Source organism: Kitasatospora sp. NPDC001119 (assembly GCF_053598475.1).
The window spans coordinates 188,234-205,415 of the sequence record NZ_JBSFKI010000001.1 but is presented as its reverse complement, the minus strand read 5'-3'; the positions used below and the strand labels follow the sequence as shown (position 1 = coordinate 205,415).

Here is a 17,182-nt window from a genome sequence, read left to right as displayed (position 1 = left end):
TTTTCGGCGAACAGCTTTCAGCGAACAGATTTTGAAATCTGTTCGCTGAAGGTCGTCGCCTGTTCGCGCGCCCCGGCCGCCCCCGCCCCGGTTGCCCCGGCTTCGGCCGCCCCCGGGCCGGCCACCGCCTCCTCCGGCCGCTCGCCGACCAGCGGCGGGACGCCGTGCGGGCCGGCGGCGACGGCGCGCCACCACAGCCGCAGGGCGGGCGGGGCGGCCGGTTCGAAGGGCTTGCCGGGGCGGGGCACCGCGAGTCGGGCGCCGAGCGTCTGGGCGGCGGTGACCACCCGCTCGGCGGGCTCCTCCCAGGGGTGCGGCGCGAGGTTGAAGGTGCACCAGTGGATCGGCAGCAGCAGCTCGCCGCCCAGGTCCAGGTGTGCCCGCACGCCCTCCTCGGGGGTCATGTGCACCTCGGGCCAGAAGTCGCTGTACGCGCCGACCTGCATCATCGTCGCGTCGAACGGGCCGAGCCGACGGCCGATCTCGGCGAAGCCGGGGAAGTAGCCGGTGTCCCCGCTGTGGAAGATCCGCCGCCCGCCGCCGGCCACCACCCAGGACGCCCACAGGAACAGTGTGCTGGTGCGCGGCCCCCGGCTGCAGTAGTGGCGGGCCGGCGTGGCGGTCAGGGTCAGCCCGGCGACCTCGGCCGACTCCCACCAGTCCAGTTCGACGATCCGCTCGGCCGGTACGCCCCAGTGCTCCAGGTGCGCCCCGACCCCGAGCGGGACGGCGAACGCCGCGCCGGTCCCGATCAGCGCCCGGACGGTGCCCATGTCGAGGTGGTCGTAGTGGTCGTGGGAGATCACGACCACGTCCACCGGCCCGAGTTCGGACAGCGGCAGCGGCACCGGGTGCAGCCGCTTGGGGCCGGTCCAGGAGAAGGGGGAGCAGCGCTCTCCCCAGACCGGGTCGAGCAGCACCCGCCGTCCGTCGATCTCGGCCAGGACCGTGGCGTGCCCCAGCCAGGTCAGCCGCAGCCCGGACCGGGGCGGCGCGGCCAGGTCGACAGGGAGCAGCCGGTGCACCGGGACGGCGGCGGTCGGCGTCCGGCGGGTCTTGTCCCCGGTCAGCTGGGCCCGGGGGATCTCCAGCGGGCTGCGCTCGTACACCAGGCGGCGGGTCGGCACCGGGTTGCGGAAGGCGCCGTCGGCGAAGTGCGGGGAGCGGCGGATGCGGGCCAGCCGTTCGCCCCGGGGCTCGGCGCCGAAGGCGTCGGTCCGGATCCGGTGCCAGGCGGACCGGGGCAGTCCGGCCAGCCCGGGGGCGGCGCGCTCGGCCGCGGGGCCGGCGGACGGCGGGGCGAGCTGCGACGTCAGACCGGCGAGGCGGGAGAACCACGGGGCGGGGCGGGGCACGGCTCCTCCAGGGACGGTCACGGCTACCGGGCGTGCCGGGGCGCGCAGCACAGCGGCGGGTGGGGCTGCTGCGATACGACAACCATCTCGTCGGAGATTACTCGCCGTGGGCCGTCCGGACCTGGTGGAGAGCCCCGCGCGGTCCAATCGGCGTACCCGGGGAGGGCGGCCCGGGCCGGTGCCCGGGTTCGGCCCGGCGCGGGTCCGCGCCGAGTGGAGCGCGGGCCCGAGCGCCCGTCGGTCCGCCCTCCGTCAGGCGTAGAAGCGGGTGATCGTCTCCGCGACGCAGTGCGGCTTGGTGCTCCGCTCACTGGTCACGGTGAACCGCACCACCGCCTGGACCCCGCCCGGCACCTCGGTGGCCGAGAGCAGCTCGGCGGTGGCCCGGACCGCCGTGCCCACCGGCACCGGCGCGGGGAAGCGCACCTTGTCGGAGCCGTAGTTCAGCGCCATCCGCACGCCTTCGACGGCGTAGCACTCCTTCGCGAGCACCGGGATCATCGACTGGGTCAGGTAGCCGTGCGCGATGGTCGAGCCGAACTGGCTCTCCTTGGCCCGCTCCGGGTCCACGTGGATCCACTGGTGGTCACCGGTCGCCTCGGCGAACAGGTCGATCTGCCGCTGCTCGATGGTGTGCCACTGGCTGGTGCCCAGCTCGGTGCCGACGGCGGCGGTCAGCTCGGCGAGGGAGGCGAAGGTCGTCACGGTGCGCTCCTGGTGGGGGACGGACCCGGGGAGGGATCAGGACGCCGGAAGCGTATGCCTACCCATCGGTATCTGTCAGGAGCCGAGCGGGAAACCGGTGTTCACGGGGCCGGTCCTCACGGGCCCCGCGCTCGTCGGCCCCGCGCCCGTCGGCCGTCGCGTCTGGAGCCCCGGGGCGCCCGGGACGCCCGGTCCGGTCGGGAACAGCCGGCGGCCGCTCACCAGCTCCGGCACCAGCGCCACGAACAGCGGCTCCGGATCGCCCACCCACGGCCGCAGGCCGGAGCGCAGCACCCGCCTGACCTGCTCGGGGTCGCTCACCACGTCGGCCCGCCCGTGCACCAGTACGCTCCACCCGGTGCGGGTGACCGGGTCCAGCAGATCCGCCTGGAAGGCCACCACCGTGCCGTCCAGCCCGCGCGCGGTGGCACTTCCCCGGCGTACGGCGAGCACCAGCCGCCCGTCCAGGACCTCGAAGGAGACCGGCAGGACGGCCGGCAGCGCGTGCTCGGTGTACACCACGCGCCCGACGGGCACGGTGCTGAGCAGCCGCAGGCACTCGGCCTCGCTCAGGGTCTCCACACGGTCCTCACGCTCCATGCGTCCGATCGTCCTCGGTCGGTGCCCGCATCGATAGGGCCCATGGTCCCTGAGCGGACGGGCCGGGAGCCCCGTCGGCGGCCGTCCGGGGCGGTAGCCTGCCCGGCGGGTGGAGAAATGGTGCAGGAGGGGGACGGCCGGATGGCGGGCGGGGTCGATCTGGTGGTGATCGGGGCGGACGGCGGGCCCGACCGGGCCTTCGGGGGTGCGGCGCTCGCGCCGGACGGTGCCCGGCTGCTCGCCGAGGTGCTGCCCGGGATGTGCTTCGACACCGGCGCGGCCGGCTGCCGGGTCACCACGGTGCCGCCGGACGCGGACGCCAACGCGATGCTCACCGCCGTCCGGGACGCCGCCCTGCACCCCGGCCGCTGGCTGCTGGTCTGCCTGGTCGGCCAGCTGGTGGCCGATCCGCGGGGCCGCCGGCTCGCCCTGGTCACCGCCGGCAGCACCGCCGACAACGCCTACCGCCGGGGCCTGGCCTGGGACTGGGTGGTCAGCGCGATGGTGCACGGGGACCAGGAGGAGGCGCTGCTGCTGGTCGACGCGGCGGTCGACCGGGACGCCTGGGCGGCGCTGGAGCGCGGCGAGGACGGCGCGGGCGAACTGCTGAGCTACTCGCGGGTCCCGCTGTGGGGCCGGATCGGCCGCTACAGCCCGGGCAGCCGCTACGCCCCGGGCAGACGCGGCCGGGACGCCGTCCTGCCGGGCGGGGAGGGCTCGTTCAGCCGGGCCCTGACCACCGTCCTGCGCGAGGGCGTCCCGGGTGCCCCCGCGGCCGTCTCCCCGCTCGATCTCCAGCCGGCCGTGGCCGCGCTGACGGACGGCGGGGAACCGGCCGGTAGTTCGGGTGCGCCTGGCGCGCGCCTGCTCGTTCCGCCGCACGCCGGGCGGCTCCTGATGCGCAATCGGGCCGCGGTTCGGGGCGCATTGGCCGGATTGTCGCTTTCCGAAGAACTGTTGGCCGTTCTGTGGCGGGAAAGTGCCCCGACGGAACCGCCTTCCGCGTAAGGTCAGGGGGCCTGAGGTGTTGCCGTGATGGGGTGGGTTGGCGAAGAATCGATCCCCAGCGGAAACACCGGTGGGACGGCGGAATTCTCCTGGCGGCCGTGGATCACGGATCAGGTCGGTCGCAATGAGGTGGGGCCATGCGGCAGCGCGGAAATGTGTTGCGCCCTGGGGCGGTTGGGGTCGGTGGGGCGGTTCTGGTGTTGCTGCTCGGTGCTTGTGCGGGCGGTGGTGCGGGCGGTTCCGTCGATCGCATCGGGTCGGCCGCGCCCACCGTCGCGGGAGTGAACCCGCTAACTCCTTCGAGTGGTTCGGCAAACGATTCGATCGCGCCGACCAGCGGTCCGGAAGGGGCCATGGCGCGGCTGGCCCTGAAGGCGTATCAGGACTGGTGGCAGGCCCAGGCCGAGGTGTTCGGACGGTCGGATTCGGACGGTTACGGACTGGAGCAGTACTCCTCCGGTCGGGCGCTGTCCGACAGCCTGGTCAGCCTCCGGCAACTGCGCGACGCCAAAGTGGTGATGACCGGAACGCCGCGCAATTCCGCGGTGGTCAAGACCGTCGACCTGAAAGCCGATCCGCAGACCGCCGTGATCGAGGACTGCGTCGACCTGTCCGGCTGGCACCGCGTCGATGCCGTCACCGGGGCCGCCAAGGATCCCGGAGCACGCCTGAACCGGTACGTCGGAACCGCTTCCCTGCGCTGGTTCCAAGCACATTGGTTGATCTACGACTTCAAACGGGAGGTGGATCGGACATGCTGAACGCGCGGAAACCGGCCCGGCGAATCTCGGTCGTCGCGTCGATGTCGGCCGGGTTGCTGCTGTCCTCGGCGGTGGGTGCGACCGCGGACGAACCGCCGAGCGGCGGGGCCGAGCAGTGCTACCCGAACGTGATCTGCGTGGACGTCAATTCCGGGGGGACGACCACGACGCCCGGCGGATCGAAGCCCGGCGGTGGCGGCGGTTCGGGCACCGGCCCGCAGCTGTGCAGCTACCACGACGTCCCCTGGGCCTGCCACGACCCCCAGTTGGGCTGGTTCAGCAGCGACAAGGGCTGCTACTTCCGCCCGCTGGACAACCCGCCGGCCGCCGGCGACCCGGCCTGGGGCGGCCACGACCCGAAGGACGGATCGCTCTACACGAAGGTCTGCCCGCAGACCGACGGGGGCCTGGGCGGCGCCGAGGTCGTCTTCGAGCCCACCTCGCCGGACGGGCAGAACGTCAACGCGGAGGCCACGGCCATCCAGACCGCCTACGACCGGGTCCGCTTCCGGCCCCCGGTGGGCCGGGCCGCGCCCCAGAAAACGGCGGTGGTCAACGCCCCGGTCTGGCTCTGGGCGGACGACGCCGCGCTGCCCGCACCGGGCAACGCGTCGGTCGCGGGCATCTCGGTCATCGTCACGCCCCGGTTGGTGAAGGCGGACTGGAGCTTCGGCGACCACCTCCAGACCTCCTGCACCACGCCCGGCACGCCGTACGTCCCCGCGTACGGCGACGCGAAGTCCCCGGACTGCGGCTATGAGTTCAGGACCAGCTCGGCCCGTGAGAAGAACGGCGTCTTCAGCGCCACGGTGACGATGCACTGGGAGGCCGCCGTGGTGGTCACCGGCGGGCCGAACCCGCGGAAGTTCACCATTCCGGGCATCAACCAGAGCAGCAAGCCCTTCGAGCTCAAGGTCGCCGAGATGCAGGTGCTCAACTGAGCGCTCCGGCGCGGCGATCCGCGCACTGACCAGCTAGAAGAGCCAGACCGGCCGGACGAGCCGGACGAGCCAGAGACGAACGAGGGAAGGGCGGAACCCGGTGGAGAACCGTACGTTCGCGACGCCGGGATCCGGCACCTCCGCGGGCGCGGCGGCGTCCGTGGCACTCCCGGAGCAGCCGGAGCAGGGCGGCCCGGGCAAGGGCCGGGGTCTGCCGCACGCGCCCGGACGGACCATGCGGGCGCGGCGGCGGCGCCCGGCGGTGCTGGCGATGGCGGTCGCGCTGATCGCGGCCGGTGGGCTGGGCGGGGCCGTCCTCTACAACAGCACCGGCCAGCGGGTCGCGGTGCTGGCGCTGGCCCGGGACGTGCCGTGGGGGCAGGTGATCACCGAGGACGACCTGGTGGTCGCCCGGATCGCGGGGGACCCGGCGCTGCACCCGCTGGCGGCCCAGGACCGGACGAAGGCCGTCGGCATGCGGGCCGCCACCGACCTCAAGCGCGGCGCGATGCTCACCGGGGCCGACCTCGCGCAGGGGCTGTCGGTGCAGCCCGGGCAGATCGTGGTCGGGGTGTCGGCCAAGCGCAGCCAGCTGCCCGCCAGCCGGCTCCAGCCCGGCGTGCAGCTGGTCGTCGTCTTCACCCCCGACAACGGCCGGGCCGACTCGCTGCCCGCCACGGTGATCACCGTCGGCCGGGTGGACACCGACGGCAGCCAGGTGATCGACGTGGCGGTCGGCACCGCGGACGGGCCCCGGCTGGCGCAGTGGGTGGCGAGCGGGCGGATCCAGGTGCTGCTCGCGCCGCGCGGCGGGGCGGCGGGCGGCGCCGCGCCGAACCCGGCGCCGAGCGGTGCGCCCTCGGCCGCCCCCGCCCCCGCCGCTCCTACCCCCGGGGCGACCACGCCGGGTGCCGCCACGTCCGGGGGACCGGCCGCGACGGGCGGCGCCTGATGGCCGTGATCGCGGTGGTCGGCGGCCCGGGCGCACCGGGAGCCACCACCACGGCCCTGGCACTGCTGCTGTCCTGGCCGCTGCCGCCCGGTCGGCGGATCCTGCTGGTCGAGGCCGACCCGGACGGCGGCGCGGTGCTCGCCGGCGCCCTGGAGGGCCGGGTCGAGGCGGTGTACGGGCTGCGCAACCTGGCCGTCGCCGACCGGCGCGGGCTGCTCGCGCAGACCATCTGGGAGCAGCTGATCGACCTCTCTCCCGAGGGCAACGCCGAACGGCTGCTGCTGCCCGGGCTGACCGACCCCACCCAGGCGCCCGGCCTCGCCTACACCTGGGAGCCGCTCGCCGAACTGCTGCACGGCGTGGAACAGCAGGGCTACGACGTGATCGTGGACCTCGGCCGCTCCGGCGCCACCGGCCACAGCGCGGTGCTGGCCCGCCGCGCCGACGCGGTGGTGGCGACCGTGCGCACCACGCTGCGCGGGCTGAGCGCGGTCCGGCCCCGGCTCGCCGCCCTGACCGAGGACCTGGCCGCCGCCGGCACCGGCGCGGACGCGCTCGGGCTGCTGCTGGTCGCCGAGGGGCCGTACGCCCGGGCGGAGGTGACCCGGGAGCTCGGGCTGCCGGTGCTCGGGGTGCTGCCGCACGCCCCCCGGACGGCGAAGGTGCTCTCCGACGGCGGGGACACCACCGACCGGCGGTTCATCCGCTCGGAGCTGATGCGCACGGCGCGCTCGGCGGCGGACGAGGTGCAGCTGCTGGTCCGCCGCCGGCGCCAGCGGCTCGCGCCGGGCGCGGCGCCGGCCCAGCTGACGGCGGGCGGCCCGGTCGCGGGCCCGGTCGCGGCGGCGGTGCCGACGCCGCCGGTCCCGGCCGCTCCGATGCCGGCGGCCCAGGCCCCGGCCCCGCCGATACCGACCCCGCCCGTGCCGATGGCGCCGCAGCCGTCGATGCCCGCGCCCGCGCCGGGCCCGTACGGGCAGTCGGCGTACGGTCCGGGCGGCCGGCCGGGGTACGGGCAGGGCGGTCACGGCCAGACCCCGTACGCGCCGGGCCCGCAGGCCCAGGGCCCGTACCCGCAGACCCCGTACGCGCCGGGCCCGCAGGCCCAGGGCCCGTACCCGCAGACCCCGCATGGGCAGGGCCCGTACCCGCCGGGCCCGTACGGTGCGGCGGCCCACGGCCGCTCCGGGCCCGGCCGCTCCGGCTACGGGACGGCCGAGGGCGAGCAGCCTTCGTACGCCCCGCCGCAGCCCGTCCCACCGGTGATCACCACCGGACCGGTGGCGCCGCTGGCCGGGCTGGCGCCGCAGCCGGCCGCGCCGGCGCCGTTCCCGGCGCACGTCCAGTCCGCCCCGTACGGCGATCCGGACGACCAGTACCCGCTCCAGCAGCCGTTTGTGACAGACAGTCAGGACAACGTGAACGGGCCGTACCCGCACGACCCCGGGGAGGTGCTCCGTGCGCGGTAGCCCCCTGCACCAGCGTCCCAGCGCCGATCCGGCCGCGCTGCCCTGGGCGGGGCCGGTGCCCGGGCCCGCGCCGGTGACCGGTCCGGTCGCCCCGGCGCACGGGTACCAGCCCGGCCCGGTCGCGCCCCAGCCCGGCCCGGCGCAGCCCGTCGCGCCGCAGCCCGTCCCGCCCGGCGCGGCCGCCGGGCCCACCGCCGTGCCCTCCCAGCTGCCCTCGCTGGACCTGCGCGGCTCCGCCACCCGGCCCGCCGTGGACCCGCAGGTCGCCCGCGAGCTCAAGCGTCAGGTCGCGGCCGAACTGCACCAGCAGATCACCCGGTTGACGCTCTCCTCCGGCTCCGAGCCGGACCGCGCCACCCGCCGCCAGCGCGGCCGGGCGCTGATCGAGGAGGCCGTCGCCCGGTGGTCCGACGCGTACGCCCAGACCCACGGCATCCCGCCCACCCGGGATCAGGACCGCGCCCTCGCCGAGGCCGTCTTCGACCTGCTGTTCAGGGCCGGCCGGCTCCAGCCCTACCTGGACGACCCGGAGATCGAGAACATCCTGATCAACGGCTGCGACGACGTCTGGGTCTCCAAGGTGCACCAACCCCTGCGCCAGGTACCGCCGGTGGCCGACAGCGACGCCGAACTCGTCGAACTGCTCCAGGACCTGGCCCGCCAGCACGGCGGCGGCGAGCGCAGCCTGTCCACCGCCAGCCCGACCCTCGCGCTGCGACTGGAGGGCGGCATGCGCCTCCAGGCGCTCACCGAGGTGACGCCCCGCCCGTACGTGGCGATCCGGCGCCACCGGGTGGCCTCCGCGACGCTCCCCGAGATGGTCGAACTCGGCACCCTGGACGCCACCTTGGCCGCCTTCCTGGCCGCCGCGATCCGGGCCCGGAAGAACGTGATGATCACCGGCACCCAGGGCGTCGGCAAGACCAGCCTGCTGCGCGCGATGGCCGCCGAGATCCCGCCGGACGAGCGGATCGGCACCCTGGAGTCGGAGTTCGAACTCTGGCTGCACACCCTCGGCCACCTGCGCCAGGTCGTCCCGATGGAGGCCCGCGAGGGCAACGGCGAGCGCGTCGAGGGGCGCCTGGCCGGGGAGTTGACCCTCGGCGACCTCATCCCGGCCGCGCTGCGGATGACGCTCTCCCGGATCATCGTCGGGGAGGTCCGCTCCGGCGAGGTCGTCCCGATGCTGCGGGTGATGACCAACGGCGAGGGCGGCTCGATGTGCACCCTGCACGCCCGCGGCCCGCACATGGTCGTCGACCGCATCGCCGAACTCTGCCTGGAGTACGGCTCGCACATGACCGACTCACTCGCCTACCGGCTCACCGCCAACGCCCTGGACCTCATCGTGCACGTCACCATGGTCGACGAGACCGCCGTCGGCGGCCGCCGGCACCGCTTCGTCTCCCACGTCCTGGAGGTCACCGGCCTCGGGGAGAGCGGCCGGCCCGCGCTGAACACCGTCTTCGGCCCCCGGCCGGACCTCGGCGAGCCGCGGGCCGTCCCGCACACCCCGCCGCAGTGCCTGGACGACCTGCGCCGGGCCGGCTTCGACGCCTCGCTGCTCGGTTCCCGGTACGGGAGTTGGGCCACCCCGCTGCAGCTGCGGATCGGCGGTGGCACCCGGTGATGCTGCTCTTCGCCCTGTGCGGGCTGGCGGTCGCGGGCGGCATGGTCGCCCTGGCGCTCTGGGCCCGCGGCAGTGAGCCCGTCGAGGAGGACGAGGCCGAGCGGGCGGTCAACCCGCTGGCCGGCCGGCTCCACGTGTTCTGGTACGGCGCGCCCGGGACGGCCGGGCACCGGATGGTGCGGCTGCGCCGCGTCCAGCTGCCGCTGGCGCTCGCCGGCGCGCCGCTGGCCTGGCTGTTCACCGGCATCCCGCTGACCGCGCTGCTGGTGCCGCTGGCCGTCTTCGGCCTGCCCTGGCTGTTCGACACCACCCGCCCGGACACCCACCGGATCGAGCGGCTGGAGGCGCTCTCCGAGTGGACCCAGCGGATCGCCGACGTGCTGCTGCTCGGGGTCGGCCTCAACCAGGCCATCGTCACCAGCCGGCGCACCGCCCCGGCCGCCCTGGAGGACGAGATCGGCGAGCTGGCCGCCCGGCTGCAGGCCCGCTGGCGGCCCGAGGAGGCGCTGCGCGCCTTCGCCGACAGCCTCGCCGACGCCACCGCCGACAAGGTGCTCGCCGCGCTCGTGCTGCGGGCCGGGGACAGCGGCCCCGGCCTGGCCCGCACGCTCTCCGACATGGCCGACTCGGTGCGCGAGGAGGTCCGCCAGCGCCGCGCCATCGAGGCCGACCGGGCCAAGCACCGGACCACCATCCGCTGGCTGGTCGGCATCATCGTGCTGGTCGTCACCGTCGGCTCCTTCAACACCGAGTACACCCGGCCGTACGGGACCTTCCTCGGCCAGGTGGTGCTCGCCGTGGTTGCCGCCCTGTTCGTGGCGATCATCGCCTGGATGCGGGCGCTGGCCTCCCACCCGCCGGTGCCCCGGCTGCTGACGCCCGACCGGCGCAGCAGGAGCGGACGGCGGACCAGCGCCGCGCCGACCGGGCCGGAGCCGGCCGAGCAGCTCGGGGAGGTCCGATGATCTCCCCCTGGTCCGTGCTGGCCGGCGCCGCCGCGGCCGGCGGCCTCGCCCTCCTGGTCGCCGAACTGCGGCCGGCGCCACCGGACCTGCGCCAGGCGCTGGACCGGCTGCACGCCACCCCCGCCGACCGCGAGCAGGACCCGGACGAGCGGCCCCGCTGGTACGACCGGATCGGCGAGCGGTCCGTCCACCTGCGCGGGGTCTCCGTCCCGCGCCGCGAACTCGCCCTGATCGGCCGCACCCCGGCCCGGTTCATGGTGCACAAGCTGCTGTTCTCCGCGCTCGGCCTGCTGCTGCCCGCCTACCTGGGCGCGATGGCCGTGCTGATGGGCGTCGGCCTGCCGTTCGCCCTGCCGCTGGTCGCCGGGCCGCTGCTGGCCGGACTGCTCTGGTTCGTCCCGGACGCCGTCGTGCGCGGCGAGGCCAAGGAGGCGCGCACCGAGTACCTGCACGGCATCGCCGCCTACCTGGAGCTCGTCGCGATGGAGCGGGCCGCCGACTGCGGCCCCGCCGAGGCGCTGCGCCGGGCCGCCGGGGTCGGGCGGGGCGCGGTGTTCCGGCGGATCCGCGACGCGCTGGAGCGCGCGGCCACCGACCGGCTCCCGCCGTGGGCCGGACTCGACGCGCTGGCCGAGGAGTTGGGGCTCAGCCCGCTCCAGGACGTGGCCGACATCATGCGGCTGTCCGGCAACGACGGCGCCGCCGTGTACGACACCCTGCGGGCCCGGGCCAAGGGCCTGCGCGGGGAACTGCTCGCCGAGGACCTCGCCCGCGCGAACGCCGACAGCGAGCGGATGGTCGCGCCCGGGGCCGCCCTGACCCTGCTGATGACCGTCCTGATCGTCTTCCCCGCGCTGCACCAGATGCTCAACTGACAGCCGTCCCAGAGCAGTCGACACCACACCACACCGCCACGTCCCTCCGGAGAGACCCGATGACCGTACGACTCGTCCAACTGGCAGACCGGGTGCTGCGCCCCGTCCTGCTACCGGTCCAGTTCGCACTCCTGCTGTTCACCCTGCGGCTCGGCCGGCTGCGGGCCGCCCGCGCGCGCGGCGACCGGGGTGCGATCAGCATCGAACTCGCCCTCGCCATCATCGCGTTGGTCTTCGTCGCGGGTGCCGTGGCGACCGCGCTCTACCTGCTGAAGGACAAGGTCGTCAAGAAGGTCGAGCAGGACCCGAACATGCCGGGTGCGGGCGGAGCGGGCGGCGCGGGCGGCGCCACCCCGTGATGCGTGCCGCTCTCCGCCGCAGGGGCGACCGGGGGTCGATGAGCGTGAGTCTCGCCATCGTCTTCCCGGTCGTCCTGCTGCTCGTCCTGCTCGTCGTCCAGGCCGCGCTGTGGTGGTACGACCGGCAGGTCGCGCTCACGGCCGCCCGCGAGGGCGTGGACGCCGGACGGGTGCAGGGCAGCGCGACGGACGGCGAGAAGAACGAGGCCGCCCAGCGGCAGGCCCGCGACTTCCTCGACCGGCAGGGCGTGCACGGGTACACGGTGCGGACCGACGGCAGCACGGCGCAGACCATCCGGGTCACCGTGCGGCTGACCCCGCCGCTGCTGATACCCGGGCTCAAGGCGCCCGACATCACCCAGTTCGCCGAGGCGCCCCGCGAGCGCTTCGTACCGCCGGCGGTGACACCGTGACGGACGCGCTGCGGACACCGGGCCCATGGCGGCGGCGGTGGTCGGGGCTCCGGTCGCGACCGCGCAGGCCGGACCGGGGCGGGATCGCGATCGAGGCGGCGATCGTCGTGCCGGGGGTGGTCGGGCTGGTCCTGCTGGCCGTCGCCGCCGGACGGGTGCAGACCACGGCCGGCACCGTGGAGGCCGCCGCCCGGGCCGGGGCCCGGACCGCCTCCCTGCAGCGCAGCGTGGACGGGATGGACCAGCCGGCCAGGGACTCCGCCCTCGCGACGCTGCGCCAGCAGGGCGTGTGGTGCCGCGACGGGGACGTGCGGGTCGGCAAGGGGGAGCTGAACCTGCCCGGCGGACCGGTCACGACCGTCACCGTCACGGTGGTCTGCGACGTGGAGCTGGCCGACCTGCTCGGCGGACCGTCCGGGATACCCGTGACGAAGCACCTCGTCGGCGAGTTCACCTCGGTGGTGGACCGTTACCGGGGCACATGACAGCGCGCGGCGCCGTCACCGGGAAGACAGGGGATTGGAGACGGCCCGTGCGGGGGAGACGCAAGCGGAGAGCGCTCGGGGGATGGCGGAACGGTACCGAGCGGCGCCCGGTGGGGGCCGGTGGGGAGAGCGTCGTGCGAAGTGGGGGGAGGGGACGGAAGTGGTGAGCCGTCTGCGGCGACGGCTGTCGGCGCGCCGGTCCGACCGGGGCGCGGTGGCCCTCTTCGTGGCGATCTGCGCGGCCTACGTCGTGCTCGTCATCGCCCTGGTGATCGACGCCGGCGGCCGGCTGCGGGTCGCCGAGCGGACCGACGCCTACGCCCTGGAGGCCGCGCGGGTCGGCGGCCAGCAGCTCGACCGGGCGGCCGTCCTCCAGGGCAAGGGTTTCAAGGTCCAGGAGAAGTACGTGCGGGACGCCGCCGACGCCTACCTGGGCCTGTACGGCCTGCGGGCGGGCGGCATCGAGTTCTCCGGTGACGGCAGGGTCGTCACCGTCACCGTGCAGGCCGACTACCGCCCGGTCCTGCTGGGCGCCCTCGGGGAGCGGAAGGTTACGGGCAAGGGCAGTGCGACCCTCGTCCACGGAGTAGAGAAAGCGGAGACCGACTGATGGCCGCGCCACGTGCCAAGGACCAGGCCCGTACCGCCCAGGCCCGAAACGGCCAGGCCCCCAACGGCCGGGCCGGGACGTCCCATCGGGCCGGCGGTGCCCGAAGGCCCGCCGCCCCGGCGCCCCGACCACCCCGCGGCCGCGGCCGCGCCGTGATCACCGCGCTCGGCGCGCTGGTCGCCCTGCTCGCGCTGCTGTTCGGCGTCCCCGCGCTGCTGCTGTACGGCACCGACGCGGTCGCCGGGATGGGCGAGGTCGCCTCGGGCGGGGTGGGCGAGGCGCTCACCAGTCCGGACGACGGAAGCCTGTTCCTCTGGGCGCTGGTGGTGGTCGGCTGGATCGCCTGGGCCTGCTTCGCGCTCTCCGTCCTGCTGGAGATCCCGGCCCAGCTGCGCGGCCGGATCGCCCGCCGCATCCCGGCCTTCGGCTGGAGCCAGCGGCTCGCCGCCGGGCTGGTCGGCTCGGTGCTCGCCCTGCTCCCGGTGGCCGGCTCGGCCTTCGCGGCCGTCCCCGAGCCGAACCACAGCCCGGTCGTCCAGGCGCAGTTGACGCCGGGCGTGCAGCGCGCCGCACTGCCCGCCGCGCAGGCCGCGCCGGCCCTGACCCCGGCCGCCGAGCAGCAGAGCACGTACACCGTCCGGGACGCCCGGCCGGCCGACAGCCTGTGGTCCATCGCCGAGCGCCAACTGGGCTCGGGGGAACGCTGGGTGGAGATCGCCAAGCTCAACGACGGCCGGATGATGGGCGATTCGGGCATCCGCTTCGACGCCGACCGGCCGATCCAGCCCGGCTGGGAGCTGCTGATGCCGGCGGACGCCAAGCCGGACGAGGCGAGGACGCCGGCGCCGCCCGCCCCGGCCCCCTCGGGCGACCCGGCGCAGGGCGCGCCGCAGGAGACGCCGCAGAGCGCTCCGCAGTCCGGGACGGAGGCCGGTGGGCCCGGTGGCGCGGGCGGTGCGGCCGGCTCCGGCGGCCAGCGGACCGTCACCGTCCAGACCGGGGAGAGCCTGTCGGCCATCGCCCAGCGGGAGCTGGGGGACGGGGAGCAGTGGCCGAAGCTGTTCGAGGCGAACAAGGGGGCGCAGGCCCCGGACGGGACGCAGCTGACCGACCCGGACGTGGTGGTGCCGGGGATGGTGCTCACCGTTCCGGGGGCGGGGGGTGCCGCACCGGCGCCCGCACCGGCTCCCGCCGATCAGACTCCGGCCGACCAGGCCCCGGCCCCAGCGCCGGCCCCCGCCGACCAGGCTCCGGCGCCGGGCGCTCCCGCGCCGGGCGCGCCGCAGTCGGCCCCGGCGCCCGCGCCCACGCACGCGCCGGCCCACGCCGCGCACGCCGACCCGGCCCCCAGCGACGACTACACCGTCGCCCTCTCGGCCTCCACCGTCGGCGTCCTGCTCGCGGCCGTCATGGTCGGCGCCGTCGCCCACAAGCGCGGCACCCAGCAGCGCGCCCGCCGCCCCCGGCACCGCATCGCGATGCCCGAGGCCGAGGCCGCCGCCTTCGAGAACGAGCTGATGGCCCGGCAGGACCAGGCCGGACTGGACCTGCTGGACCGCTCCCTGCGCACCCTGGCCCGCAACACCGTGCGCGGCGGCAAGCGGCTGCCCGCCATCGTCGCCGCCCGGATCACCCCGGGCCGGACCATCGAACTGCACCTGTCCGGACCGGCCACCCCGATCGCGCCGTTCCGCGCCGCGCACGCCGCCAACGTGTGGTGGTGCAGCGCCGACTCGGGCGACCTGCTCAGCCCCGGCCAGGCCCGGAAGACCGCCGCGCCCTACCCCGCGCTGGTCACCCTCGGCACCTCGCCGGACGGCTCGGTGGTCCTCGCCGACCTGGAGGCCGTCCGGCTGCTCCACTTGTCCGGCCACCCGGACGACGCCCGCGACGTGCTGCGCACCCTCGCCGTCGAACTGGCCCACAGCCCGCTCGCCGACCGGCTCCACCTGCACCTGGTGGACCTCGCCGAGGAGGTGCCGATCAGCGGCCCGGCCGCCGAGCGCGTGCACCGCCACCCCACCCTGGAGGCCGCGCTCGCCGCCCTCGGCCCGCGCACCGCCAAGGCCCGCGCCACCCTGGTCGCCGCCGAGGCCACCAGCCCGCGCGAGGCCCGCAGCCGGGGCCAGGCCGACGAGTCCTGGACGCCCGAGATCGTGCTCTGCGCCCACCAGCCCGGCGGGGACGTCCCGGCCGAGCTCGGACGCCTGCTCGACGCCCGTCCGCGCACCTGCGTCGCCGTCATCACCCGCGCCCCCGAGCGCGGCACCGGCCCGGTCGCCCGCTGGACCCTGCCGGCCTCCGGCCAGGCCGCGATCCCGGGCCTGCACCTCACGGTCGAGCTGCAGCGGCTCAGCGACCGGCAGTACGACCAGGTCGCCGAGCTGCTCCGGGTCGCCGACGACACCACCCAGCACCCGGCCCCGGCCTGGACGCTGGACGGGCCGGAGGACGACACCGACACCACCGAACTGCCCGCCGCCGTACCGGTGCTGGCCGCCGTCGGGGCCTCGGCCGCCGTGGCGGTCCCGGCCATCGGAGGTCCGGCTGCCGCGGCTCCGGTCGGTGGGGCTTCGACCGGCGGGGCCTCCGTCGGTGGGGCCTCCGCCGGCAGGACTTCCGTCGGCGGGGCTTCGGCAGGCGGAGCGGAGGAGGGCGCGGCCGCCGGGCCCCGGCTGCTCGCCCGGGTCATCGGCACCGGTGCCAGCCCGTTCGCGGGCACCGATCCGGTGGCGCCCGCTCCGACCCCTGCCGCGCTGCCGCCCGCGGCGTCGAGTCCGGCTCCGGCTCCGGCGCCTGCCCCGGCCGGCCCCGCGCGGTTCGCCGTCAACGGGCAGGCGGCGACCGACGAGACCACCCGCGACCTGCGGCGGCCGGGCCTGGCGGAGGACGAGGGGACGGCCGGGCCGGGGGACACCGGCTCGGAGTCCACGGCGACGGTCGTGCTTGCCGTCCAGCCGGTCGTGCCGCAGCCCGTCGTGGCGGAGCCGACCGCGTCGAAGACGGCCGAGGGCCTTGTGCCGTCGACCGAGCCCGCTCCCGCTGCCGCTCCCGAGGCCGCCGTCGCCCTCGGGACCGGACCGGCCGGGACCGCGGAGACCGCGGAGGCCGTCGAAGCCGCCGAGGCCGTCGGTGCGGAGCAGCCCGGCCCCGCCGCCGTCGCCCCGGTCGCCCGGACGACGCCCGGCCGCAGCGACAGCGACGACCTGCTCGCCATCCTCCGCTCCCCGGAGGCGCACGCCCCCCGCAACGCCCCCCGGATCCGGCTGCTCGGCCCGGTGGACGTCGCGGGAGTCCTCGGCGCCGCCGCACCCGGCGCGCTGCCCCGGCTCACCGAACTGGCCGTCTACCTGGCGCTGCGCCCCGGGTCCGACCGCCACGCGCTCGACCACGACCTGCACCCCGGCGCGGCGCACCTCGACCCGCACCCCACCGCGGCCGGCTCCGAGAGCCCGCTGCCGGCCAAACTCGCCGACCTGGCCGCCTGGTTCGGCACCTCGCCGGAGGGCCGGGTCTTCCTGCCCACCGAGGGCACCGAGGGCTACTCCTTCGCCCCGGCGGTCACCTGCGACTGGGACGAGTTCCGCGGCCTCTACCGGCGCGGCATGCGCAGCACCAGCGCCACCGCCGACGCGGCCCTCGCCCACGCCCTGGCCCTGGTCCGCGGCGCGCCGTTCGCCGAGGCCCCGCCGGCCTCGTACGGCTGGGCCGAGGCCGAGCGGCAGGACATGATCGCGGCGATCGTCGACACGGCCCACGAACTGGCCGCCCGCCGCCTGCAGTACGGCGACCACCGCAGCGCCGAGGCCGCCGTCTTCCGCGGCCTCGCCGTCGCCCCGGACGTCGAACTGCTGCACCGGGACCTCTTCTACGCCTACGCCTCGGCCGGCGCACGGGACCAACTCCTGCGCGCCGTCAACCGGTTGGACGCCCTCAGCCGCCGGACCGGCCGGGACCTGGACGCCGACACCGTCGCCCTGCTGCGGGACCTGCTCGCGGGCTCCTGACGCCGCGACCGCCCGTCCGGCCACTCCTGTTCCAGGGGTGGCCGGAC

At 76.0% G+C, this 17,182-nt stretch carries 16 protein-coding genes; 13 read left to right on the top strand and 3 right to left on the bottom strand.

Annotated elements, in window-relative coordinates:
* Window positions 1-17: 17 nt before the first annotated feature.
* The 3 genes from ACWDD9_RS01010 to ACWDD9_RS01000 form a co-directional block, all read right to left on the bottom strand.
* Window positions 18-1,256, bottom strand: a complete 1,239-nt coding sequence (locus ACWDD9_RS01010) for an MBL fold metallo-hydrolase (RefSeq protein WP_449810599.1) — start codon at window positions 1,254-1,256, stop codon at window positions 18-20.
* A gap of 351 nt (window positions 1,257-1,607) precedes the next feature.
* Complete coding sequence (locus ACWDD9_RS01005) at window positions 1,608-2,060, bottom strand: MaoC family dehydratase (protein WP_380738702.1); 453 nt, start codon at window positions 2,058-2,060, stop codon at window positions 1,608-1,610.
* Window positions 2,061-2,135: 75 nt separating this feature from the next.
* Window positions 2,136-2,660: a pyridoxamine 5'-phosphate oxidase family protein gene (locus ACWDD9_RS01000; RefSeq protein ID WP_449810471.1), complete on the bottom strand. Its 525-nt coding sequence runs from the start codon at window positions 2,658-2,660 to the stop codon at window positions 2,136-2,138.
* A 117-nt stretch (window positions 2,661-2,777) separates the two neighbouring features.
* Here ACWDD9_RS01000 and ACWDD9_RS00995 point away from each other — a divergent pair, with 117 nt between their 5' ends.
* From ACWDD9_RS00995 to ACWDD9_RS00935, 13 genes are all read left to right on the top strand, one after another.
* Window positions 2,778-3,668, top strand: coding sequence for a hypothetical protein (locus ACWDD9_RS00995; protein WP_049658838.1), 891 nt, complete (start codon window positions 2,778-2,780; stop codon window positions 3,666-3,668).
* 137 nt (window positions 3,669-3,805) lie between these two features.
* On the top strand, window positions 3,806-4,429 hold the full coding sequence (locus tag ACWDD9_RS00990; protein ID WP_147409328.1) for a hypothetical protein: 624 nt from the start codon (window positions 3,806-3,808) through the stop codon (window positions 4,427-4,429).
* On the top strand, window positions 4,423-5,370 hold the full coding sequence (locus ACWDD9_RS00985) for a hypothetical protein (RefSeq protein ID WP_449810470.1): 948 nt from the start codon (window positions 4,423-4,425) through the stop codon (window positions 5,368-5,370). Before ACWDD9_RS00990 ends, ACWDD9_RS00985 begins: the two co-directional genes overlap by 7 nt.
* A 100-nt stretch (window positions 5,371-5,470) precedes the next feature.
* On the top strand, window positions 5,471-6,322 hold the full coding sequence (locus ACWDD9_RS00980; RefSeq protein ID WP_117492594.1) for an SAF domain-containing protein: 852 nt from the start codon (window positions 5,471-5,473) through the stop codon (window positions 6,320-6,322).
* On the top strand, window positions 6,322-7,791 hold the full coding sequence (locus ACWDD9_RS00975) for a hypothetical protein (protein WP_449810469.1): 1,470 nt from the start codon (window positions 6,322-6,324) through the stop codon (window positions 7,789-7,791). Before ACWDD9_RS00980 ends, ACWDD9_RS00975 begins: the two co-directional genes overlap by 1 nt.
* Window positions 7,781-9,421, top strand: a complete 1,641-nt coding sequence (locus tag ACWDD9_RS00970; protein WP_387969380.1) for a CpaF family protein — start codon at window positions 7,781-7,783, stop codon at window positions 9,419-9,421. The genes ACWDD9_RS00975 and ACWDD9_RS00970 overlap by 11 nt, the downstream gene beginning before the upstream one ends.
* On the top strand, window positions 9,421-10,386 hold the full coding sequence (locus tag ACWDD9_RS00965; protein ID WP_375873470.1) for a type II secretion system F family protein: 966 nt from the start codon (window positions 9,421-9,423) through the stop codon (window positions 10,384-10,386). The genes ACWDD9_RS00970 and ACWDD9_RS00965 overlap by 1 nt, the downstream gene beginning before the upstream one ends.
* Complete coding sequence (locus tag ACWDD9_RS00960) at window positions 10,383-11,261, top strand: hypothetical protein (protein ID WP_449810468.1); 879 nt, start codon at window positions 10,383-10,385, stop codon at window positions 11,259-11,261. The genes ACWDD9_RS00965 and ACWDD9_RS00960 overlap by 4 nt, the downstream gene beginning before the upstream one ends.
* A gap of 59 nt (window positions 11,262-11,320) precedes the next feature.
* The gene (locus ACWDD9_RS00955) at window positions 11,321-11,620 is read left to right on the top strand and encodes a hypothetical protein (RefSeq protein WP_049658132.1); all 300 of its coding nucleotides are present in this window, start codon (window positions 11,321-11,323) and stop codon (window positions 11,618-11,620) included.
* 38 nt (window positions 11,621-11,658) lie between these two features.
* On the top strand, window positions 11,659-12,033 hold the full coding sequence (locus tag ACWDD9_RS00950; protein ID WP_234348625.1) for a TadE/TadG family type IV pilus assembly protein: 375 nt from the start codon (window positions 11,659-11,661) through the stop codon (window positions 12,031-12,033).
* Between the two features lie 107 nt (window positions 12,034-12,140).
* Entirely contained in the window at window positions 12,141-12,518 is a 378-nt protein-coding gene (locus tag ACWDD9_RS00945) for a pilus assembly protein (RefSeq protein ID WP_143204636.1), read from the top strand.
* Between the two features lie 160 nt (window positions 12,519-12,678).
* Entirely contained in the window at window positions 12,679-13,128 is a 450-nt protein-coding gene (locus ACWDD9_RS00940; protein WP_049658128.1) for a hypothetical protein, read from the top strand.
* Entirely contained in the window at window positions 13,128-17,135 is a 4,008-nt protein-coding gene (locus ACWDD9_RS00935) for a LysM peptidoglycan-binding domain-containing protein (protein WP_449810467.1), read from the top strand. The genes ACWDD9_RS00940 and ACWDD9_RS00935 overlap by 1 nt, the downstream gene beginning before the upstream one ends.
* Window positions 17,136-17,182: the final 47 nt, after the last annotated feature.